The organism is Deinococcus misasensis DSM 22328 (assembly GCF_000745915.1).
Classification (GTDB): domain Bacteria; phylum Deinococcota; class Deinococci; order Deinococcales; family Deinococcaceae; genus Deinococcus_C; species Deinococcus_C misasensis.
Genome location: NZ_JQKG01000025.1, coordinates 22436 through 43850, shown reverse-complemented (window position 1 = coordinate 43850; position 21415 = coordinate 22436). Strand labels below are relative to the sequence as shown.

General features: G+C 54.9%; 23 protein-coding genes. 16 read left to right on the top strand and 7 right to left on the bottom strand.

Annotated elements, in window-relative coordinates; translation table 11 throughout:
- Positions 1 to 71: 71 nt before the first annotated feature.
- The gene (pilC, locus tag Q371_RS15220) at positions 72 to 1289 is read right to left on the bottom strand and encodes a type IV pilus assembly protein PilC (RefSeq protein WP_034341891.1); all 1218 of its coding nucleotides are present in this window, start codon (positions 1287 to 1289) and stop codon (positions 72 to 74) included.
- Positions 1290 to 1298: 9 nt separating this feature from the next.
- Here pilC and Q371_RS15215 point away from each other — a divergent pair, with 9 nt between their 5' ends.
- The 3 genes from Q371_RS15215 (at position 1299) to gatA (ending at position 4095) form a co-directional block, all read left to right on the top strand.
- Positions 1299 to 1898 (top strand): L-threonylcarbamoyladenylate synthase, encoded by a 600-nt coding sequence (locus Q371_RS15215; RefSeq protein ID WP_034341890.1) that lies wholly within the window; start codon positions 1299 to 1301, stop codon positions 1896 to 1898.
- Positions 1891 to 2403, top strand: coding sequence for an SMC-Scp complex subunit ScpB (gene scpB, locus Q371_RS15210; RefSeq protein WP_034341889.1), 513 nt, complete (start codon positions 1891 to 1893; stop codon positions 2401 to 2403). Before Q371_RS15215 ends, scpB begins: the two co-directional genes overlap by 8 nt.
- A 240-nt stretch (positions 2404 to 2643) precedes the next feature.
- Positions 2644 to 4095: an Asp-tRNA(Asn)/Glu-tRNA(Gln) amidotransferase subunit GatA gene (gatA, locus tag Q371_RS15200; RefSeq protein ID WP_034341887.1), complete on the top strand. Its 1452-nt coding sequence runs from the start codon at positions 2644 to 2646 to the stop codon at positions 4093 to 4095.
- 101 nt (positions 4096 to 4196) lie between these two features.
- Here gatA and Q371_RS15195 read toward each other — a convergent pair whose 3' ends face one another.
- Entirely contained in the window at positions 4197 to 4430 is a 234-nt protein-coding gene (locus Q371_RS15195; protein WP_157442733.1) for a hypothetical protein, read from the bottom strand.
- Positions 4431 to 4544: 114 nt separating this feature from the next.
- Between Q371_RS15195 and Q371_RS15190 the strand changes: the two genes are divergently transcribed.
- Genes Q371_RS15190 through Q371_RS15180 form a run of 3 tightly spaced genes read left to right on the top strand, consistent with a single transcriptional unit; the run spans position 4545 to position 7417 of the window.
- Positions 4545 to 5381 (top strand): UbiA family prenyltransferase, encoded by an 837-nt coding sequence (locus Q371_RS15190; protein WP_211253850.1) that lies wholly within the window; start codon positions 4545 to 4547, stop codon positions 5379 to 5381.
- Positions 5378 to 6718 (top strand): phytoene desaturase family protein, encoded by a 1341-nt coding sequence (locus Q371_RS15185; protein WP_034341884.1) that lies wholly within the window; start codon positions 5378 to 5380, stop codon positions 6716 to 6718. Before Q371_RS15190 ends, Q371_RS15185 begins: the two co-directional genes overlap by 4 nt.
- Positions 6719 to 6727: 9 nt before the next feature.
- Positions 6728 to 7417: a Type 1 glutamine amidotransferase-like domain-containing protein gene (locus Q371_RS15180; RefSeq protein WP_034341883.1), complete on the top strand. Its 690-nt coding sequence runs from the start codon at positions 6728 to 6730 to the stop codon at positions 7415 to 7417.
- A 62-nt stretch (positions 7418 to 7479) separates the two neighbouring features.
- On the opposite strand, the gene recO is transcribed toward Q371_RS15180, so the two are convergent.
- The gene (gene recO, locus Q371_RS15175) at positions 7480 to 8169 is read right to left on the bottom strand and encodes a DNA repair protein RecO (RefSeq protein WP_034341882.1); all 690 of its coding nucleotides are present in this window, start codon (positions 8167 to 8169) and stop codon (positions 7480 to 7482) included.
- A 121-nt stretch (positions 8170 to 8290) separates the two neighbouring features.
- Between recO and Q371_RS15170 the strand changes: the two genes are divergently transcribed.
- Together Q371_RS15170 and Q371_RS15165 are read left to right on the top strand one after the other, a co-directional pair.
- Positions 8291 to 8659 carry a hypothetical protein gene (locus Q371_RS15170; RefSeq protein ID WP_034341881.1) on the top strand — a complete coding sequence of 123 codons (369 nt, stop codon included), beginning with the start codon at positions 8291 to 8293 and terminating at the stop codon, positions 8657 to 8659.
- Between the two features lie 273 nt (positions 8660 to 8932).
- Positions 8933 to 9412, top strand: coding sequence for a GreA/GreB family elongation factor (locus tag Q371_RS15165; protein WP_034341880.1), 480 nt, complete (start codon positions 8933 to 8935; stop codon positions 9410 to 9412).
- A 241-nt stretch (positions 9413 to 9653) separates the two neighbouring features.
- Here the strand turns inward: Q371_RS15165 and Q371_RS15160 are convergent, their stop codons facing one another.
- From Q371_RS15160 to Q371_RS15145, 4 genes are all read right to left on the bottom strand, one after another.
- Complete coding sequence (locus tag Q371_RS15160; protein ID WP_034341879.1) at positions 9654 to 10283, bottom strand: thiamine diphosphokinase; 630 nt, start codon at positions 10281 to 10283, stop codon at positions 9654 to 9656.
- A complete protein-coding gene (locus tag Q371_RS15155) occupies positions 10280 to 11224 on the bottom strand; it encodes an ABC transporter ATP-binding protein (RefSeq protein WP_034341878.1) in 945 nt (314 codons plus the stop codon). The genes Q371_RS15160 and Q371_RS15155 overlap by 4 nt, the downstream gene beginning before the upstream one ends.
- On the bottom strand, positions 11199 to 12749 hold the full coding sequence (locus Q371_RS15150) for an ABC transporter permease (protein WP_034341877.1): 1551 nt from the start codon (positions 12747 to 12749) through the stop codon (positions 11199 to 11201). The genes Q371_RS15155 and Q371_RS15150 overlap by 26 nt, the downstream gene beginning before the upstream one ends.
- A gap of 115 nt (positions 12750 to 12864) precedes the next feature.
- Positions 12865 to 13893, bottom strand: a complete 1029-nt coding sequence (locus Q371_RS15145) for a thiamine ABC transporter substrate-binding protein (RefSeq protein WP_034341876.1) — start codon at positions 13891 to 13893, stop codon at positions 12865 to 12867.
- A gap of 296 nt (positions 13894 to 14189) precedes the next feature.
- Here Q371_RS15145 and Q371_RS15140 point away from each other — a divergent pair, with 296 nt between their 5' ends.
- The 8 genes from Q371_RS15140 to Q371_RS15105 all read left to right on the top strand — a co-directional run bounded on the left by Q371_RS15140 (position 14190) and on the right by Q371_RS15105 (position 21414).
- Positions 14190 to 14855: a PspA/IM30 family protein gene (locus Q371_RS15140; protein WP_034341875.1), complete on the top strand. Its 666-nt coding sequence runs from the start codon at positions 14190 to 14192 to the stop codon at positions 14853 to 14855.
- 187 nt (positions 14856 to 15042) lie between these two features.
- Positions 15043 to 16092: a DNA replication/repair protein RecF gene (gene recF, locus Q371_RS15135; protein WP_034341874.1), complete on the top strand. Its 1050-nt coding sequence runs from the start codon at positions 15043 to 15045 to the stop codon at positions 16090 to 16092.
- Positions 16076 to 16930 carry a DciA family protein gene (locus tag Q371_RS15130; protein WP_034341873.1) on the top strand — a complete coding sequence of 285 codons (855 nt, stop codon included), beginning with the start codon at positions 16076 to 16078 and terminating at the stop codon, positions 16928 to 16930. The genes recF and Q371_RS15130 overlap by 17 nt, the downstream gene beginning before the upstream one ends.
- A gap of 225 nt (positions 16931 to 17155) precedes the next feature.
- The gene (locus tag Q371_RS15125) at positions 17156 to 17653 is read left to right on the top strand and encodes a MogA/MoaB family molybdenum cofactor biosynthesis protein (RefSeq protein ID WP_034341872.1); all 498 of its coding nucleotides are present in this window, start codon (positions 17156 to 17158) and stop codon (positions 17651 to 17653) included.
- Positions 17654 to 17709: 56 nt separating this feature from the next.
- On the top strand, positions 17710 to 18294 hold the full coding sequence (locus Q371_RS15120) for a GNAT family N-acetyltransferase (protein ID WP_051964523.1): 585 nt from the start codon (positions 17710 to 17712) through the stop codon (positions 18292 to 18294).
- Between the two features lie 298 nt (positions 18295 to 18592).
- The gene (locus tag Q371_RS15115) at positions 18593 to 19510 is read left to right on the top strand and encodes an STM4015 family protein (protein WP_034341871.1); all 918 of its coding nucleotides are present in this window, start codon (positions 18593 to 18595) and stop codon (positions 19508 to 19510) included.
- A 3-nt stretch (positions 19511 to 19513) separates the two neighbouring features.
- On the top strand, positions 19514 to 20632 hold the full coding sequence (locus Q371_RS25845) for an STM4014 family protein (protein ID WP_051964522.1): 1119 nt from the start codon (positions 19514 to 19516) through the stop codon (positions 20630 to 20632).
- Positions 20626 to 21414, top strand: a complete 789-nt coding sequence (locus Q371_RS15105; RefSeq protein ID WP_034341870.1) for an STM4013/SEN3800 family hydrolase — start codon at positions 20626 to 20628, stop codon at positions 21412 to 21414. The genes Q371_RS25845 and Q371_RS15105 overlap by 7 nt, the downstream gene beginning before the upstream one ends.
- The last annotated feature ends 1 nt before the right edge of the window (position 21415 follow it).

Sequence of the window (21415 nt, the reverse complement as noted above, 5' to 3'; positions counted from 1 at the left end):
TTTATACTACCTAGGATAGCTACTGACATTTCTAACTTACTACTGACATTTATCCCTTACCGCCTACAGAGTCACTGACTGAGGGCGTTGATGATGGAGAACATGGGAAGGAACATCCCTGCCACAATGCATCCGACGATGGCACCCAGCACCACAATCATGATGGGCTCAATGGCTGCAGTCAGGGAGTTGATTGCTTCTTCCACTTCCCGATCGTAATAGTCTGCAATTTTGTTGAGCATCTGGTCCAGAGCACCTGCTTCTTCACCGATGCTGATCATGGAAATCACCATGGGAGGGAAGACTGGAGAAGTGGCCAGAGCATTGGACATCGGATCCCCAGACATCACGCTGAGCTGCGCATTGGAAATGGCAGACTCCACAATGACATTGTTGGCGGTGCCTTTGGTGATGTCCAGAGACTCAATGATGTTGACCCCACTGGAAAGCAGCAATCCAAAGGTGCGGGAAAAGGTAGCGATGGTGGACCTCTGGGTGAGAGGACCAAAAACCGCCACCTTCAGTTTGAAGCCGTCAATGACCCAGCGGCCCTGTTTGGTCTGATAATAGGCCCTGAGTGCAAAAGTGACAGCAGCAACAATCAAAATCATCAGCCAAGTTTGATGTTGCAAGAAGTTGGAGATGGCCACAAGGGCTTTGGTCAAGGCGGGTTGTTCGGCGCCCAGTTGGTCCAAGATGCTGGCAAACTGGGGAACGATGGTGGTCATCAAAAAGTAAGTGATCGCAATGGCAAAAACCAGAACGATGGCAGGATAGGTCAAGGCATTTTTGATTTTGCCGCGCAACTCGAGTTCTTTCTCATAGAAACCACTGACCCGATCCAGCACCACTTCCAAGTTGCCTGAAACCTCCCCTGAACGGACCAGGTTGAGGAAAAGTCGGTTGAACACTTTGGGGTACTTGGCAAGGGCTTCAGAGAAAGAAAGACCGCTTTCCACTTCTGAACGCACTTTGCGAATGGTTTCCTGCATGCCTTTGTGTTCAGATTGTTTCTGCAAAATCACCAGAGCCTGAATCAGCGGTACACCGGCTTGAATCATGGTGGCCATCTGACGGGCAAAAATCGCCACTTCTTTGAGTCCTGCGGGTCGGTCGAGGCCAGGGATTTTGATGTCCTGATTCAAACCTGTGGCAGGTGCTTTGATGTCTACGATGAAGAAGCCACGTTGCCGGAGTGCATTGCGCACCTGGTCAATGGACTCTGCCTCGATGGTAGAGGTGATCACCTGACCATTGTTCGAGCGTACCTTATACTGAAAAGTCGGCATAATCTCAGTATGAATCACAGCACAGTCAATCATCAAGCATTTGTAACAGTTCAGTCCGGAGGTCTGGTGGCCATTCCCACCGAAACCGTCTGGGGGCTGGCCTGTGATCCGTTCAACGTTTCTGCTGTCCAGCGTTTTTACGCCGTCAAAGGCAGAGACCCATCCAAGCCTTCTCAGGTGCTGTGTGCTTCCCGTGAACTCGCCATGAAACTGGCTTTTCTGCCCGAGAACGAGCAACAGCAGTTTAGACAGCTCTGTGAGAAATTCGTTCCCGGCCCTCTGACGGTGGTGGTTCCTGCGGTGTCCTCCTTGCCCGATTGGGTTGCCCCCAAGGGCAAAGTGGGGGTCAGGGTGCCAGACCATCCTGTGACGCTGGCCTTCTTGGAACAATGTGGAGGATACCTGCTGGCCAGCTCCCTCAACCGCAGCGCAGAACCCCCTGCCCTGAGCCATGAACGGGCTTTGGAACTGAAAGAACTCTACGACGTGATTTTGCCCGGTGAAATCAGCAAAGGACAATCCAGCACCGTGTATGACTTCACAGAACACAAAATTCTCAGGGAAGGTCCCATCTCCCTTGCAGAAATTGAGGCTGTGCTCAATGCTTGATGTGATGGGTGCAGCCCTTCTGGCAGCAGGAAGACCCGTTTCCCCGCAAGAACTGTCCAGACTTCTGGGTTTGCCCGAAGAAGCCGTGCACAGGGGCATGCAGGAGTTGAACGGGACCTTGCGTCAAGTGGGTCTTGCCGTTGAAGCCGTGGCCGGAGGATATCGCCTGATTGTGGCTCCAGAGCTTGTCCCTGCCCTGGAGCCCCTGATGGCCCCTCCACCTCTTCCAGCGCTGTCTCAGGCGGCTCTGGAGGTGCTGGCCATTGTGGCCTACAAGCAACCCATCACCCGTGCCGACATTGAACTGATGCGCGGCAGTTCTGCCAGCAGTCTGATCACCTTGCAAGAGCGTGAACTGATCAAAGTGGTGGGTCGCAAGGATGTGATTGGTAAACCTCTGCTTTATGGCACCACCGAGAAATTCCTGCTGGAATTTGGCCTCAAAGACCTGTCTGAACTTCCTGCTCTGGAACTGGAAGGACTCACAGAATTTTTGCGGGGCTGAGACGCCCAGAGCCAATGGCCGAGCGCTGAGGGCAAACAAGGCTTTTGCCTTGTTCATCGATCCATGTCTTGGCAGTTTGCTTGACCAGCATTGGCATGTCTTGCAATGTCCTTCTGCCTTCTGTTTTTCTGGCCCTCGGCGCTCGGCCCTGTGCCCTCGGCATGTCGCAGATCCTTCTGACCCAATCTCTTCTGTACGTTCCCCTCATCGGGCAAAACACCAGTGGTATAGTGTTCCATTATGCTTACGGCCGCAGAAATCGCACAAAAAATTCGTGCTGGAGAGCTGAGCGCTGTCGAAGTGGCGCAACAGTCTTTGCAGACCATTCAACAGAAAGACCCCGAGGTTCAGGCCTTTTTGAGCGTCACCGAAGAACTTGCTCTGGAACGTGCAGCCCGCATTGATGAAGCGGTGCGTCTGGGAAGCCCTGTGGGGCCTCTGGCCGGTGTACCTGTGGCCATCAAAGACAACATGAACCTCAAGGGCACCCGCACCACTTGCGGGTCCAGAATTCTGGAAAATTACCTCAGCCCTTACTCTGCAACCGTGGTGGAGCGTTTGCTGGCCGCTGGGGCCATTCCTGTCGGCAAGGTCAACATGGATGAATTCGCCATGGGATCCAGCACAGAGAACAGCGCCATGAAGCGCACCGTGAACCCTTGGGACCATGACCGTGTGCCGGGTGGTTCTTCTGGCGGAAGTGCTGCTGCTGTGTCCGCAGGCATGACCCCCATTGCTCTGGGCAGCGACACCGGAGGAAGTGTGCGCCAACCCGGAGCCTTCACGGGTACCCTTGCTCTGAAACCCACCTATGGCCGCATGAGCCGCTATGGTCTGGTGGCTTTTGCCAGTTCACTGGACCAGATTGGACCGCTGGCCCTGTCCACCCGAGACCTCGCACTGGTCATGGATGCCACCAGTGGCCGTGATCCTCTGGACTCCACCAGCCTGGATGTCAAGCCGGATTTCGTGTCTGCACTGGGTCAGGACATCAAAGGCATGCGTTTTGCCTACATCAAAGAATCGCTGGGGGCAGGAAACACCCCCGGTGTGCAAGCCGCTCTGGAACGCACCCGAGAGGTTCTGGAAAGCCTCGGGGCCACCTTCAGCGAAGTGTCTTTGCCCACATTGGAATACGGCATTGCTGCCTATTACCTGATTTGCACCAGTGAAGCCTCGTCCAACCTCGCCCGTTATGACGGCATGGTTTATTCCAGCCGTGTGCAATCAGAAGAGTTCAACACCAGCATGAGCCAGACCCGAGGGGAGCACTTCGGCCATGAGGTCAAACGCCGCATCCTGATGGGCACTTACGCCCTGTCCAGTGGGTACTACGATGCCTTCTACTCCAAGGCCATGAAGGTCCGCAAGCTGATCGCTCAGGACTTCCAGCGTGCTTTCGAGCAGTTTGATGTGCTGGTGACCCCCACCAGCCCTTTCCCAGCGTTCAAATTTGGAGAGAAGTCCAGCGATCCGGTGGCGATGTACCAGAGCGATGTGGACACTGTCAGCATCAACCTTGCAGGGGTTCCAGCCATCAGTGTGCCAGCAGGCTTTGAGACCTTGGAAGGCAAGGACTTGCCCATCGGCATCCAGTTCATTGCGCCTGCACTCAAAGACGAGCGTCTGATCTCGGTGTCTGATGCCTTCGAGAAGGCCACCGAACGGGCTTACCTGAAGGTTGCACCTTAACTCCCCCTGTTTCTTGTTTCACTCGAAACTGTCCCCCTGATAAACAGGGGGACAGTTCTAAGTGTCAGTGGTGAGCAGGGGGTAAGACAGGAGGTAAGGGGTTAAGGTTCCAGATTGATGGAACTGATGCTGGCCAGACGCACAGCAATGTAAGGGGTGCCCTGAGATTTGCCATTCACCGTGGCGTTTTCGAGCACCAGCACATCGTAGGGGGAGAGTTCAAAACTTCCCAGTTGTGCTTTCAGGCTGGATTGCACGGTTTCGGGAAGCTCGTCAAATTGAACGCGGGTGCCTTCGAAAAGCTGGGCATCAGCAACAAATCTCACTTGGTCCATGGTGTTCAGCTTAGCACCTTGGGCATCAAACATGAGAGCAGCCACAATCGGCATGTTCATTTCTGTGCCCGGTCTGGTATTTTGGGGTCTGGAAATGGAGTGGGTGGGTTGAAGGTGTTGCGTTTGTTCTGGATTTCAAGGCCCGCCCTGTGGATCAACACGCTGGGTGTGGCCATCACGGCCCTGTGGCTCAGTGGGCACCTGTACACCACCCGTTGGGATTTCTGGATGGTGATGCTCTGGTTGACGTTGCCTTTCAACCTGCTGATTTATGGCATCAACGACATTTTTGATCAGGCAGAGGATGCCATCAATCCCAGAAAAGGGGGGCTTCAGGGGGCCAGAATTTACCCCGAGGATGTGAAGCTGATCCTCTGGGCCGTGGGCATTCTGAATGTGCCTTTTCTGGTGTACTTTGCCCTGAGCATCCCTTGGCAAGCTCTGGCGTGGATGCTGTTTTATGCCCTGATTTTTGTGGGTTATTCTGCGAAGCCTGTGCGTTTTAAGGCACGACCTTACTGGGACGCCCTGTCCAATGCCGCTTATGCTTTCCCAATGGCCTTTGTGCCCCTTTTGATGGGCTCTGACATCCCATGGTGGGCTTTTGTGGGCACCATGGCCTGGAGTGTCGGCAAGCAGGCTTTTGATGCCATTCAGGACATCCCCCACGACCACAAGGTGGGCATCGTGAACACCGCGGTCAAACTCGGGGTGCAGGGAACAATGGTCTGGAGTGCTTGCTGGTACACCGTGGCCTTGCTGTGTTTCGGGTTGGAAAGCGAGGTGGTGGCCGCAACGGTGGCTCTGGTCAATGGTCGTCTGCTGTACTTGCTCAGCCAGAAACCCACCCCAGAGCAGGCCCGCAAGCTGTATCCCAGCAGCATGCTCAGTCCGCTGTACATCGGTACGGTGGCCGGGGTGCTTCTGGTGGCTTCTCTGGTGCGTGGATGAAACACATTCTGGTTCTGGGTGGAGGCTTTGCCGGTTTGGCTTCTGCACTGCTGGCCGCCTCCAAAGGTTTTCAGGTCACCCTCTTTGAAGCCGAAACCTGTGGGGGCAAAAGTGCCCGCATTTCGCTTTCAGGCCAGAGGATCGACACAGGTCCTGCGGTCTGGAGCTTCCCTGCGGTCTGGGCGGAGGTGTTCAAGCGGGCAGGTTTGCCAGAGTGGGCAGAATTGCCTTACATCTCGCTGGAATCTCTGGGGGTGCATCATGGGCAGGGAACATTGGGTTTGCCTCCAGAGAGACCAGTGGAGGGCTGGGACAGGTACCAGAGCCGTGCAGCCAGATTGACCTCCATCCTTGAAAAACTGCTTTACACACCTCCTCAGCTTCATTCTGTGGCTTTTCAAAAGCTGGGCAGGGCATTGTTTGCAGAAATCGGTACCAGACCCACGGCAAGGGCTTACTTGAAATCCCTGGGTCTGGATCCTTTGCTGGAAGAGGCTCTGGCGGTGTATGCCCTCAATACGGGGGCTTCTCCAGAGGAAGCCAGTGCTTTGCATGCTTTGGTGCCTTATGCGATGCTGCAAGACCTGCGTGTGCCTGTGGGCGGTATCCATGAACTCATCTTGAGGCTCAAGAGGGCGTGTGAGCACCTCGGGGTGGAGATTCGAGAACACACGCCTGTTCTGAAAGTGCAAAAAGACCACATTGACACAGTGGTTGGAAGGTTCTCTGGTACGGTCATTTCCACGCTGGACTTTGAACGCCTGAAAGTCCTGATGGGCGAGAGGGTGCAGAAACCCGAGCGCCTCAGTTGCAGCGGCGTGGTGCTGTATGCCACCTTGAATCAGGCTCTGGATTTGCCGTTTCACAGCGTGCTTTTGCCAGAGAACACCGCTCAATTGGCCAAAGATGTGCAGCAGTTGCGCCCCAGTCCCTCGCCAATGGTGTTTGTGAACCATTACCGTGCCGGGCACATTTATCCAGAGAACACCTTGCCTGTGCTGTCTGTGGGGTTTACTGCACCTCCAGATGGCAGAGGGTACGATCTGGAGCATCCGTGGGTTCAGTCACAACTCGCTCGCATTGAGACGGTGCTAAAGGTTACAATAACTGAACATCTCCGGGATGTTGTCCTGCTGGACCCAGCAAAGCTGTCCAGGTGGGGAGCATGGGGAGGGGCCATCTACGGTAAACTGGGTGCTGCATGGCGCTCGGGGCCTTTTCATCAGCCCGGACATGCCTACAAAGGCATCTGGCTTGCCGGAACCAGTGTGCACCCCGGAGGTGGCATCCCTGCCACGCTGGGTGGTGCCCTCATCCTGCACCAGTTGATGTTTTGATCAGGAGGAATGTTCAAAATGCATTTGTTTTTGCTGGGAAACACCCCGGCCCTCGGTCTGGTGGTCACGGACCTGATGGCTCTGGCAGGCGAAAACCCCAGAGTGACGGTTTTGTGCGCTGGAGCCAAATGGCCCAAATATGCCCCCCAATACCTGCAGACTTTTCTGGAGGCAGGGGCTTCAGAAGTGCGTTTTGTGGGCGAAGAAGATGGGGTTCTGGACCTTCAAAAAGCCAGAGAAAACATCGAAGCTGCGTCTCTGTTGCTGGTCGCTGGAGGAGACACCTATCTGTACCAGCAACACTACGTGCTCTCCGAATTGTCGGATCTGATCCGGCAGAAAGTGCGCTCAGGGATACCCTATGCAGGGATCTCGGCTGGAGCCATTCTGGCCTGCCTGACCTGTGTGATTCCCGAAGAAGACCGCACCGCCCCCGAACAACCCCATTACCTGCCCGGTTTTGGTTTCATGACCACGGCTCTGGTGTTCCCCCATTTCACCGAATGGAATGGCCTTGCAGAACTGCAACAAGCCGCTTCTGAGCTGTACATTCAGGAGGCCTGGGGTCTGGATGAAAACTCCGCAGCACACTTCCACAACGGTGAACTGGTCCACACTTACGGCGAGTGGGTCTGGAAGGTCCCTCAGGAAGGTGAACCCGAGCGGATCAGTCTGGATGCCCCCATTTTGATTGGATGAAAGCTGGTGCTGTCAAAAAACACTGGCTTGATGGCCAGTGTTTTTGTTTTGGATGGTTTTGTTCAGTGCACGGTTCTGAGCACATCAAAAGACTTCAAGGCACCCGCATGGGTCACGATGAATTTCTCCAGAGCCAGCCACAATTCTTTGCGGTCCTGCACCCTGTGGGCCATCAAGTCACGCACGCTTTTGTGGTGCACCCGGTTCAGGAAGGCAGCCCCCTCCTGAGAAAGCCGCAAGCCTGCATTTTTGCTGGTGATCACGCCCCGCTCTGCATCGAAGAACACGCCTTCTGGATCTTCAGTGCGGTGGGCCAGACCCAGACTGCCCAGCAGTTTGAAGGCCATGATCAGAGCGACCCACTCGGGGTCTTCATGGGAATTGAGGCCCCTTAAGGCTCCGGCCAGCAGGTCATAAGTCTGGGGGATGTCCATCTCGCCTTCCACCAGATGGTCCACCAGTTCACACAAAAAACTCGCCAGAGGGTACACCTCGGGCTTGACCAGTTGGGAAAGCGCCCCTTCCAGTTTGACCTGGGTGAGCAAGCCCAGATCGTCTTGCTGGCGGTTGTACATCTGCACGGTGACATGCTGAAAAAGGTTCAGTTTCAAGGTGCTGGGTGAAGGTGCAGCTTTGCGGCTGACCCCTTTGAATTTGCCTCTGGGCGTGAGCAGAGAAACAATCATGTCTCCGCCCGGGGTGGTGCTGCGCCTCAGAATGATCCCCGAGATGTTCCTGTAACGTTCACGCATGGGTGGGGTTGTTTTCCTCTCTGGGAGATGAAACTCCAGCCTTCATTGTACCGTTTTTTGAGCCCTCCAATACCTGATTTTCTCACTTATTCGGCCCCCTCGGGTTTCTTATACTGAAAGGGTGCCAGACCACTCTGAACGCGACCTGCTTTTTGAACTCTTCCCGGAAACCGCCCGCAAGCTGTACCCGGAAGATGGCCCCTCCAACCCCACACTGGGCCTCTACGCTGTGGACGAGGGGAAACTGGCTCTGGTCTACGGGGACCGGTTGTTGGAACTGGAACCTCTGGAAAAACACACCAAACATTCGGTGATGTGCGACCTCTGCAACACCACCCTGAGCCGCTTTGATGCCATGTTTTATCGGGCCAGAATCGGTGCCGGGCTTTACCAGTACGTCAGCCTGTGTGAACACACCTCTGCTTGCGTCAAAAGAACCACCCGGGAGAAGTTGCAGCATCTGGTGGAGCGGTTGGGGTTGCTGGATTGAGGGTGCAGAGGGCCAAGGGCCGAGAGCCGAGGACATCAAAAAGCTGATGCAGAGGGCATGTACGTCAAATTTTTCCTTTAAGGGAAATGATGTTTGGGAGATCACCCCAAGGCTTTTTTGATCAGCCTGAGCCAAAGCTTTACAGCCTGGCTCTTGGCCCTCGGCTTTGAACCCAGAATTTCTTCGCTCGGCCAAAAATTCGTGTATTGTGTATTTGCAAAAACTGTGGCACAATGTCGGGCATCAATCTGAACCCCACTTTCGGAGGTAACGGTGAGCCGCGAAGTAAAACTCACTCAAGAAGGTTTTGAGCGCCTGAAAAGGACGCTGGAACAGGAACAAGAGCGCCTCGCAGAAGCCACTCGCATTCTCAGCGAGCAAATGGAAGCCGCCGATGACCTTGAAGACAACGGTCTTGAAGAAGCCAAACGCGAAAAGCTGAACATTGAAACCCGCATTGAAGAACTTGAGGACATGCTCGCCAGAGCAAAAATCATCTCGCCTGCAGACCTCAAAGAGGAAAGCGTCAACCTCGGCGCTTACGTGACCCTCGAAGACGAAAAGACCGGCAAGCAAATGAAAGTGCAACTGGTCAGTGCCTCCGAAGCCAAAGTGCTCGGGCAGAAAATCGTCTCCGAAGACAGCCCGGTGGGCACCCAGTTGATGGGCCGCAAAGCCGGTGACTCGTTCGTGGTCAACCTCGATGAAGGCAAACGGCAGTTGAAGTACAAAGTTGTTGGCATCGAGTACTGAAGAACATTCCCCCGCTGAAAGGCGGGGGTTTTTGCTGTAGAGGGCTTCGCCCTGCCGAGAGCCGAGGGCAAAAAAGGCTTTGGCTAAAGCATTCAGGGCGAGGCATGCCTCGCCCCTACAGATGCCCTTGACCAGTTCTCATACGTATTGCACGATGCTCTCGGCTCTCGGCTCTCGGCTCTCGGCTCTCGGCTCTCGGCTCTCGGCTCTCGGCTTCAGGCAAGCCCGCCGAGCCCTCATTTCAATGCTGCAAAACCACCACACCCACCCCACCAGAGCACCACACTTTGACCTCTTCTGAAATGGCTGTATTGCTCATGGTCCAGCCAGAGCCGCGTTCCACGTTTGCGTCCAGCAATTCCCATTTGACCCCACGCAAATTGAGGTGTTTGAGAGGTTCGATGGCCAGTACACTGACAGTCTGGTCTGTATGGGTGTGCAGGATCAGGGGATGGTGGGGATGCAGGGGATGCACACTTTCGTTACCGCTGTGCAGCATCAAATCCAAATGCGGATGACGGGTGCAGAGCAGCATCATGGCAAGGGCATGGTCGGTTCTGCCCCCCAGAGCCCCCCAGAAAATCACTTTCTGTGCTCCCTGTTCAATGGCGTATTCCAGCGCAATTTCCGAATCCAGTAGGTCTTTTTCTGTAGGGTAGGGGAGGCGTTTCAACTCCGGGTAAGCCTGCAAGGTGCCTTCAGGAGCAGAATCAAAATCTCCCAACCAGATGTCAGGTTTCAAACCCAGTGTCTGGACATGCCGGATGCCTCCATCGGCCACCACCACCAGATCTGGAGGGAAGGCTTCAAGCACCTCCTGCATGTGCTGAGTGGGGTGCAAATCACCGTTGATCAGGATGTGGCAAATCATTTTGCAAACCTCTGGATCTGGCTCTGGTCGATGCGGAGGGGCAGCCTCTGGTCTGGATGCACCTGCCACCTGAAGGCTTCACGTTCGCTGAAATGTATGGTGTACTGCTGGCCATCCAGTTCAATGCGTGCTGCAAACTCACGGCCCAGACGTTCCACAGAAAGCACTCGGGCATGGTCTTCTGGGGCATCCAGCAAAAACGCATGTTGTGGGATGAAGTGGTCTTCAAAAACATTGTCATGACCCAGAAACTCGGCCACCCATTTGCTTTCAGGATGCTGGTACAGGTCGGTTGGGCTTCCCACCTGCTCGATCTGACCAGAGCGCATCAGGACCACTCTGGAGGCCAGTTTGAAGGCTTCTTGCTGGTCGTGGGTCACCAGAAGGGTGCTGTTCTGGCTGTTTTGCAGGGTGTACAGCAGTTCGTTTTGCACCTCTTCGCGGAGTTGCTGGTCCAGATTGGAGAAAGGCTCATCCAGCAACAGCAAACGGGGACTTACGGCCAGAGCCCGCGCCACTGCCACACGCTGCTGCTGCCCTCCAGACAGTTCGGTGACTTTGCGGCGTTCCAGACCCTGCAAATTGACTTTTTCCAGCCATTCCAGAGCGGTTTTTTCGGCCTGTGTTTTGGGGATTTTGCGTTCGATCAGGCCAAACATCACGTTGCCCAGCACATTCAGGTGCGGAAACAGGGCGTAATCCTGAAACACCAGCGAAAACAGGCGTTTCTCTGGGGGCAGAAAGGTGATGTCTTCGTTGTCCCAGAGCACTTGCCCGCTGTCTGGCTTTTCCAGTCCGGCCAGAATGCGCAGCAAGGTGGATTTCCCACATCCTGAAGGTCCCAGCAGGGCAAGGGTTTCCCCTTGCTGCATCTGCAAGGTGATGTCCCGAAGGGCCTGCACTGTGCCGTAGGTTTTAGAAATGGCTTTGATGTTCAGCATCGTTCTCAAGGGCCCGGAAGGCCAGATAAGTGATTCCCAAAAGCATACTGGATAATGCCGCAGCCTGCCCCAGATTGACCGCTCCGGGTTTCCCGAGGGTCTGGTAAATCAGGGTGCTCAAGGTGGTCCACTCGGGACGCTGCAAAATCAGGGTGGCAGCAAATTCTCCAATGGCGCTGGCCAGAGCAAAAGCTGCCCCGGTCCGAATGCTTCCTCTCAGGAGGGGCAAAATCACCCGGATCCACATCCTGAAAGGGCTGGCACCAAGCACTCGGGCACTTTGCAACATGGCCGGGCTCAGGGTTCGTAAACCTGCCAGCATCGTGCGCGTCACAAAAGGATAGGCCAGCAAGGTGTAGGCCCCGATCAGGAGGGTCAGGCTTGCACTCAGGGTGGGGTAAGCGATCAGGTAACCCACACTGACACTCACCATTGAAACCAGAAAAGGCAGCAAGGTGAGGAGATCCATGGCTGGACTGGCCTTCCTGTGGGTCACAAGGGCTTGCAAGATGCCCAGCAGCAGGGCCAGCACAGTGGCAGCCCCAGAAAACCGCAAGGTGTTCCAGAGGGCTTGCAGGGTTTCTGGGGTCAAGATCCCCTGATAGAACTGCAAGGTGAAACCGTCCTGCCCCATCAGGCTTTTGACAAACACACTGACCAGAGGGGCCAGAGCGATGAGGGCCGTCAGACCCACCCAGAAGCCCACCTCTGCCCACTGCATTTTTTGAGGTACAGGCAAAACCCGGTTTTTGAATTCCCCTGTTGTGGACGTGCGTTTTTGCAGGCTGGTGTACACGAGAGCGGCCAGACCTGTGATCAGAAACTGGATCAGGACCAGAATCCCTGCTCTGGACAAATCCAATTGGTACAGGGTCAGGCTGTAGACCTCCACCTCAAGGGTGCTGAATTTTTGCCCACCCAGCAGCAACGCCAGTGAAAAACTGCTGAAGCAATACAAAAACACCAGACTGAATCCGCTGAGCAAGTGCGGCATCACCAGAGGCAAAGTGATTTTCCAGAGCACCCGCCATTTGTTTGCCCCCAGCACCCTTGCTGCCTGCACCGCATGCTCTGGAATCCGCATCAGGCCCGAGTACACAAAGCGTACAATCAGGGACTGGTTGTAAAACACATTCCCCAGAATCACCAGAAAAGCGGTGTCCTGCAAGTGAACTCCAGTGATGCCTCTGGCCCCCACCAGACTGAGAATCCCCATCGCTGCCACAATGCTGGGGGTCACCAGAGGAAGCATCAGTACCCTCAGAAGGCTCTTTTTGAGCGGAAAATCATACCTGGCAAGGGTGAGGGCAGCAGGCACACCCAACAGCACCGACAGACCGCTGGAATACACGGCCTGCTGCAAAGACCACCCGATCCGCTCCCAGTAGTATTTCTCAGAGAGCACGGATTGCAGTTGCAGCAAAAAACCCCCCTCTGCACCAGCCAGTAAGGCTCTGGCAAAGGGGTAAATCAGGAAAAAACCCAGAAACCCCAGAGGAATCAGGGCCAGTAGGAAGGTGTTCATGTCCTCCTCCCACCAGAGCAAAAGTCCCCCTGAAAGAGGAGGACTTGACCAGCAAGGGGCAATTTTACCCCTTCATCAAGGGGTCGCTTGCAAGCAAAGCGAGCAACGGGGGTTCTCATTTCAGGTCTTTGGGATCTGCCCCCCTGAGCACCACTTTGGCCCAGTTGTCCACCCATTTTTGTTGTCCAGAGGCAATTTCTTTGGGGGTCAGGCTCTTGTTGTACACCGGGGTTGCAGCATAACGGTACGTGGCGTCCAGTTTGATGCCCTGCACCACAGGGTAAACCCACATCTGGGTGGGAATGTCACTCTGGGCCTCTGGAGAGAGCAGGAAATCAATGAATTTCTTGGCCAGTTCGGTGTTCTTGCCCCCTTTGATCAGGGCGGCCCCTTCAATTTGCAAGAAGGTGCTGCCGGGCAAAAACAGGTTGGCGGTGGGGCTGCTCTTGGGTTTCTTCTCGGCGTAGAAGACTTCTGCAGCAGGAGAGGAGGAGTAACTGACCACGATGGGACGGCTTCCTCCGTTGCGGCTGAACTCGGTGTAGTAAGCCTCGTCCCAGCCACGGGTGATTTTCACCCCATTGTCGCGCAGGCCAGCCCAGAAGCTGTAAGCCCCTTGCTCCCCGAGTTCTTTGAGGGTGGCGAGGTAAAACGCCAAACCCGGACTGGAAGTGGCAGGATTTTGCACCACCAGCAGGTTCTTGTACTCGGGTTTCAGCAGGTCTTTGAGGGTTTTGGGCAGGGCCAGTTTGTTTTTCTGGAAGTAAGCCTTGTCGATGTTGAGGGCCACAAAACCATAATCGATGGGGTTGAAGCTGCCATTCAGCAGGTATTTTTTGGGCACATTCTTCAGTGCACCAGACTGGTAAGGGGCCAGAATGTCTGCATCCAGAGCTCTGGAGAGCAAGGTGTTGTCGATGCCGTACACCACATCCGCAATGGGTGCGTTTTTGGTGAGGATCAGTTTGGAGACCATCTCTCCGGCATCTCCAGCCTCGATGAATTGCAGTTTGACGTTGTTGTCCTGCTCAAATTTGGCCAGCAGTTTCTTGTCGAGGTTGAAAGAACCGTGGGTGACCACCCGCAATTCGGCAGCGTGGGCAGTGGACAGCAAAGCAACGGTGAACAGCATGGTTTTCTTCATGAAAAAGTCTCCTTTCGCGTCGAAAGGAGAGAATGCTCGGGACATCTGTGGGCACTCTCCCTCCGCTGGTACGAACCAGATCAGGTGATGGGGTATGATCTCAGCCCGGGCCTGTCTGAGATGACAGGCATTGAACCATCCTTTAGACATGGATGGGGGCACCCCCGGTGACGCAGTAGGCAGTATACCTCAGCGGGAAATGACACAATAGGATCAAGCTGAACAATTACAATAGGTGAAGTCCCGAGTGGCAACTTTTCCACCCTCTATTCCGTACTTGCATACAGGAGGAACCCATGAGCATTTTTGACCGTTTAAGCCGACTGATTCGCGCCAATGTCAACGACCTCATCTCCAAGGCCGAAGACCCTGAAAAAATCATTGAACAGAGCCTGATGGACATGCGCGACGCCTACGCGCAGGCCCGCAAAGAAGTTGCAGAAGCCATGGCACAGAGCGAAAAGCTCAAGCGGGAACAGACCCTCAACAAAAAACTCTCCGAAGAGTACATGGTGAAGGCCCAGGAAGCCCTCAAGCTCGGCAATGAAGCCCTTGCACGCGAAGCCCTCACCCGCAAAAAGAACAACGAGGACATCGCCAACGCCTACACCGCCCAGATCCAGCAGCAAGACAGCATCATTGAAGAGCTGAAAACCCAGCTTCGTGCTCTGGAAGCCAAAATCAGCGAAATGCAGGCCAAAAAAGAGCTGCTGCAAGCCCGTCAAAAAGGCGCAGAAGCTGCACAAACCTTGGAGCGCGTCTCTGGTTTTGACAAAGCCAAAGGTGCCATGGCCGCCTTCGATGAAATGGAACGCAAAGTGGCTGGCATGGAAGACAAAGCCAAAGCCATGTCCCAGCTTCGCAAAGAAGAAGACATCGATGCCCAGCTGAAAGACCTTGGCCGTGACAAAGAGATCGATGAGGAGCTTGAAGCCCTCAAACGCTCAATGGGCCAGTCTTAACACATTTTTCTTCTGACAAACCGGAAACCAACAATCCCCCGAGTCATCTCGGGGGATTTGTCAGGAGTGTGCGGAATTAAAAGTGCATGTGGTGTGCGCATCAGACAAAGCTTTTGGGTTGCCTTGGCCTTCGACCTTCTGCTCTTTCCCTTTAACGCCCTAGAGTCACAAAGTCACATGCTGTAGGATGATGCTCGTGATTTTGCGCCAGCTCACCACCCTCAACTACCGCAATTTGCAAGACCAGAGCATCTCCTTTCAGCAGGGCATCCACTCCATCTCTGGTCTGAACGGTCAGGGGAAAACCAATGTTCTGGAAGCCATTTATCTGGTCCTGACCGGGGTGGTGGACGCTTCGCGTTTGCAGCAACTGGTGCGCTTCGAAGAAACCGAGGCTTACGTCAAAGCCGCTCTGGAACGGGACGAAGGCCAGAGCATTGCAGAGGTGGGCATCGGTCGTGGGAAACGCCTGATGAAACTGGATGGTGTGCGGGTCAAAAGTGCAGAACTGCTGCGGGGTGGCGCAGTGTTCATTGCCCCTGAAGACAGCGAAATCGTGTTTGGCAGCCCTTCGGTGCGCAGAAAATTCATGGACGATTTGCTCTCCAGAATCAGTGCCAGGTACGCGCAGGCTCTGGATTTGTACCAGAAGAACCTCGCCCAGAGAAACGCAGCCCTGAAAAACGATGAACAGTGGGCCCTAGAGGTGTTTGACGCCAAACTCACCGAACTCGGGACGGTGGTGATGGATTTGCGCCAGAGGTCCATCCAGAAAATCCAGAGGTATGCCAGTGCAGCCCACGAGAAAATTGGGGGCAGAGGGGAACTCTCCATTTTCTTGCAGGAGACCACCTCCATTGAAGGCTATGCCAGAGATTTCCTCCTGAAGCGCTCAGAAGAATTTGCCCGCCAGAGCACAGTGATTGGACCCCACCGCGACGATCTGGTTTTGAATTTGCGTGGACAGCCTGCCTCGGATTACGCCAGCAGGGGAGAGGCCCGCACCATCGCTCTGGCCCTCAGGTACGCCGAGTACGAGTTGCTGTACGAGCGTTATCAGGAAAACCCCATCCTCCTGATCGATGACTTCAGTGCCGAACTCGATCCAGAGCGCAGAACCGCCCTGATCGAACTGGCAAAGCGCAGCCCTCAGGCCCTGATCACCGGCACGGAGCCCTTGCCTTACGCTGAACACCATTACCAGATGCAGGGAGGGACCCTTGAAAGAATTCAATGATCTGCTCTTCAGAATGATGCGCAGACAGGGAATTCAGGGTGGCGTGGAGCGTGCCCGTGCAGTGGCGGTCTGGCCTCAGGTGGTGGGTCCACAGCTCAGCAAGATGACCCGTGCCAGAGCAGTGCAGGACAAAGTTCTGGTTGTGGAGGTGCAGGATTCGGTGGTGGCCCATCACCTTTCCTTGCAGCGCAACAAATTCGTGCAAAAAATGGCCGAAGTGGTGGGACCGGGCAAAATCGAGGACATCAAATTTGTGGTGGGAACGGTGCACAACCAGACGGATGCTCCCAAACCACCTCCTCCACCCAAATTGACCTCCAGAGATCTGGAAACCGTGGAGCACCTGATCGAGGAGGTCCCTGAGCACTTCAGGGAAACGGCCCGCAAAGCTGCTGAGGCGGTGCTGCAATCCAAAAAAATCCGTTCCCAAAAAGGGTTCAAGCCCTGCCCTGCCTGCCGGAGCCTCACGGACCGGAATGGCTTGTGCTTGCCTTGCCGTGACCTGTCTCTGAGCACGCAGGTGCAGGCTGTGGCCAAGAAATTGCAAGCCAATCCAGACCTGCAATTTGAGCTTTCCCGCTTTCCTTTCCTCACCGAGGATGGCATGAAAGTGGCCGCTCATCTGGCTTTCGAGGAGGTCAAAAAACAGCTCAGCGATGTGCTGCTGGAGTTCATCCAGTCTAAAGGTGAATCCACCCTGCAAAAAATGCTTCAGGAACGGGCTTATGCCATGCTGGCTCTTGAATACGCTCAGCCTGTGGAAAGCATCAACCGCAAATGGTGGAAGAAGCTTCCTGATGCCGTGCAGCATGCTTTGAAGGTGGAAACGCATTTTTAGCCGAGGGCCCAGAGCCCAGAGCCGAGGGCAAAAGAAAGTTTTGGCCAGGGCATTCAGGGCAAGGCGCACCGTCTTGTGCAAAACAAGGGACTGCCATTTGCTCCCTCTGACCACTCGAACCTACAGACATGCGACTTGACGATTGTTGTTGTGTGAAGCAACATGCCCTGTGCCCTCGGCTCTGTGCCCTCGGCGGGGCAAAGCCCCTTCTGTTAAATTGTTCCCATGACCCAGAGCGAACACCAGCAGCAGGCCCCCAGAGTGGTGCGGGTGGCTGTGATCACCATTTCCGACACGCGCACCCTTGAAAACGACCACAGTGGAAACCATCTGGTCGCTGAAATCGAAAAGCAGGGGCATCAGGTGGTGGGACGCACCATCGTCAAAGATGAGAAAGACCAGATTCAGGCAGCCTTTGAGCGGTTCATGCCCGAGGCGCAAGTGATCATCAGCTCGGGTGGGACGGGGATCACCGGGCGGGATGTGACCATTCCGGTGGTGGAAAGCTTGATTGACAAGCCCATGCCGGGTTTTGGTGAGCTGTTCAGGATGCTGTCTTACCAGCAGGTCAAAGGGGCTGCGATGCTGTCCAGAGCGGTGGGCGGTCTGGCAGGCAAAACCTTGCTTTTCGCTTTGCCGGGCAGTTTGAATGCCGTGCAAACTGGATGGGAAGGCCTTTTGAGAGATGAACTGGCCCATCTGGCTTACGAAGTGGTGCGTTGATTTCGAATTCTTGAGTGGCATCCAGTATCATGCGCCTTGTGAACCCATCAACCACAATGAAAACCATTCAAAACATGGATCTGGGCAATGGATACCGCATTCAGGAAATTTCCCATCAGGTGTATCTGGATGTCTGCGCCAGAATTGAAGACCGGATTTTTGGCGAGTATTTTGCTTTTCGCTGGGACACAGCCAGAACGCCAGAGCAGCAAGCAAGGGTGCAGCAACTGGGCCAGATGCCTGTGGGCATTCAGGTGTGTCTGGGCTTGTTCTTTGAAGATGAGCTGGTGGGCTGGCACTTTGCCCAGCAACTGGACAGGCAGACCATCGTGATGAAAGACACCGGTTGGCTTCCCGAGCACCAGAACAAGGGCCTGTACAAAAAACTCCTTCCAGAGCTTCTGAAACTGTTTGAAGCTCTGGGATTTGAGTTGGTGATCAGTCACCACCGCATGACCAACAATCAGGTGATCATTCCCAAACTCAAAGCGGGTTTTTTCATCAATGGCATGCGGGTGGACCATTACGGCAGCAACGTGGAACTGATTTATGCTTTCAACCCCGATTACCGCGAAGCCCTGCATGCCAGAAGTGGGTACCGCACCCCTCAGGGTCGGACGGCGGAACTGCTCGGGCTGTAAGGCTCTACTCCAAGTCGCTGTTTGGGCAATGCAAACAGACAAAGCCCTCAGCGGTCAGCCGTCAGCCAGAAGGGAAGTCTTCATCTAACCCTTTGGGCTTGCAAAACCCACTTGGGTTTTGACTTTTGGTCTTGCTGCTCCCTACAGCAAAAGCCTCTGAATGGGCTTTTCGCTGAACGCTTTTTCAGTGGATGGGCCAAACCTCAGACTTTGCGCTTACCCGGTCGGGCTGTAAGGGATGTTTCTTTTTTGTAAAATTTCAGTTATTCTGTTGTGTGCATAACGGAGGAATTTGAACATGACCATCAACCAGCATCTGACCACCTTTGGAGGCTTTCAGGTTCGCAGTTGGGAACCCGGAAAACCCCTCAACCATCTGGACACGGCCATTTACAGAATTTCTGTGGAGTACGACGATGAAACCTCCTGGCCCGAGAAGTTTCAGGCTTACCTGAACACCGAAGGTGCTGCCCAGTCCAGAGGTCTGGTGGTGGGCATGTGGGGCACCGACAGCGAAGAAAGCGCCGACGATGCCATGAGCGCTCTGCTGTCTGCCAAAGATCAGTTGCCTTTGCTGGAAGCCATCTTCTTTGGCGACATCATCTCCGAAGAGAATGAAATCTCATGGATTTACAACACCGATCATGGCCCTCTGTTTCAGGCTTATCCTGATCTCAAGCACTACGGAGCACGCGGAGGGAACGGCCTGAGGTTCTCTGGACTTTCTGCCCCCAAACTCCAGACCTTGCTGGTGCAAACTGGGGCTCTGGATGTGGAAACCCTGCGTGACATTCTGGGTGCAAATCTCCCAGAGCTCAATCACCTTGAACTGTATTTTGGCTCGGAAAACTATGGGGCCAACATCGAAATTGCCGACCTTACCCCACTCTTTGAAGGGTCGCTCTTTCCCAAACTGACTTACCTTGGTCTGAAAAACGCCGAAAATCAGGACGAAATCGCGCAGGTGGTGGTCAATTCACCGATTCTGGCCCGTCTGGAAGTGCTGGACCTGTCTCTGGGCATCCTCTCCGATGAAGGCGGGCAGGCTTTGCTGGCCAGTGCGGACCGTCTGGCCCACTTGAAAAAGCTGGACCTGCACCACCACTTCATGACCGACAGCATGCAAGAACAACTGCAAAATCTGGCCCCAGAGGTGGACCTCAGCGACGCCGAGGACCCCGAAGACGACTGGCGTTTTGTGAGCATCAGCGAATAAACCATGTTGCTTCCCCGTCCCGTGCTGATTGTTGCACCTCCTGAAAGCAGACGGGTTCGGGCGTTTCAGGCCACCCTGCATCAACTGGGTTGGCCTGAAGCCCGTGTGGTGTCTTATCAGGATGTGCTTCAGGAAAAAGTGGATTTTGCAGCTCTGGTCACCCCAGAGACCCTTGTCCGCATTGAGTCTCCCGGTGAATCCCTGCAAACCGAACGGGATCTGCTCAGGTTGGGCCTTGAAGGTCTGGAAACAGGCATCAACCCGGATTCCATTGCACTGGAAGAAGGCCAGATCATGCCCTCTGGACCGTGGCATGACGGACTCAAAAGGTTTTTTGAGGTGCTGGAAACCCAACTGCAAGCTTGTCCTGCACACCAGAGAACCCTCGATTTTCAGGAGGCCCTGCAACTTTTCGACAAGCGCATCACCTCCAGAAAGTGGCAGGAGGCTGGGGTTTCTGTTCCTGCCCCCCTCAGGGAACCTCAAAATTTCGAAGATTTGCTGTCTGAAATGCAGAGCAACAACCTGCAACGGGTGTTTGTGAAACTGGCCCACGGCAGCAGTGCGAGTGGAGCTCTGGCTTTGCATGTCTCTGGACGCAAAATCCGGGCCATCACCACCGTCAGGAGGGAAGGGGAGAGGCTTTTCAATTCCCGTCAGTTGCTTCACCTCTCAGACCGCTCTGAGATTGCCCAGACAGTGAACCTGTTGTGCCAGCATCCCTTGCAGGTCGAAGCGTGGATTCCCAAAGCCACCTTTCAGGGCAAGACCATCGACCTGAGGGTGGTGGTGGTGGGTGGAGTGCCCATGCACGCTCTGGTTCGACTCGGGCAGGGGGCCATGACCAATTTGCACCTCGGGAATTCCAGAGGGGACATGGACGCCCTGAAAGCCCATCTGGGCGAACACTGGGACGGCATCGAGGCCAGTTGCCAGAGGGCCATGCAGGTTTTTCCCAGATCGCTTTATGCGGGTCTGGATGTGTTGATTCGCCCCAACCTGAGCAAGCACCACTTGCTGGAGGCCAACACGTTCGGGGATTACCACCGCAACGTCTTTTACCAAGGCATGGACACATTCACGGCCCAACTCTGGACCCTGCAAGAGAGGCGCACATGCTGAACTTCAAAGCCCTGATCGGCACCCATGACGTGTACCTGATCACCCTCGACAGTTTGCGGTTCGATGTGGCGCAGGAAACCCCGCTGTTTGGCCTTCGCAAGCATTTTGCTGCATGGGAAAAACGGCACAGTCCGGCCAGTTTCACTTATGCTGCCCACCACGCCTTTTTCGCAGGCTTCCTGCCCACCCCTGCCACACCCGGACGCCACCCGAGGCCTTTTGCTGCACAGTTTCAGGGCTCTGAGACCACCCATCCGCACACGTTTGTCTTTGAAGAAGCAACCCTGCCCGCAGCTCTGGCGGCCAGAGGCTACTGCACGGTGTGCATCGGAGGGGTGGGCTTCTTCAACCAGCAAACCGCTCTGGGAAAGGTGTTTCCTGACATGTTCCAGCACAGTTTCTGGACCAGAGACATGGGGGTGACGAGTCGGCATTCCCCAAGGGCACAGGTCAAAAAGGCCCTTGAGGTGCTGGATGGGTTTCCTGCCACACAACGGATGTTTCTGTTCATGAACTTTTCGGCCACCCACAAACCCACCCACATCTTTCACCCCGACCACCGGACAGATTCCATCGAGACCCAGAAAAGTGCCTTGGAAGCCATCGAGCCCCATCTGATGCAGCTTTTCGAACATCAGGAAAAACGGGGTCCGGCTCTGGTGATCATCACTTCCGACCACGGTGAAGCGTTTGGAGAAGACGGATTTCATGGACACCGCCTCGGGCATGAAACGGTCTGGACCGTGCCTTATGCCGAATTCCTGCTTGGAGAGCCCTTGTGAA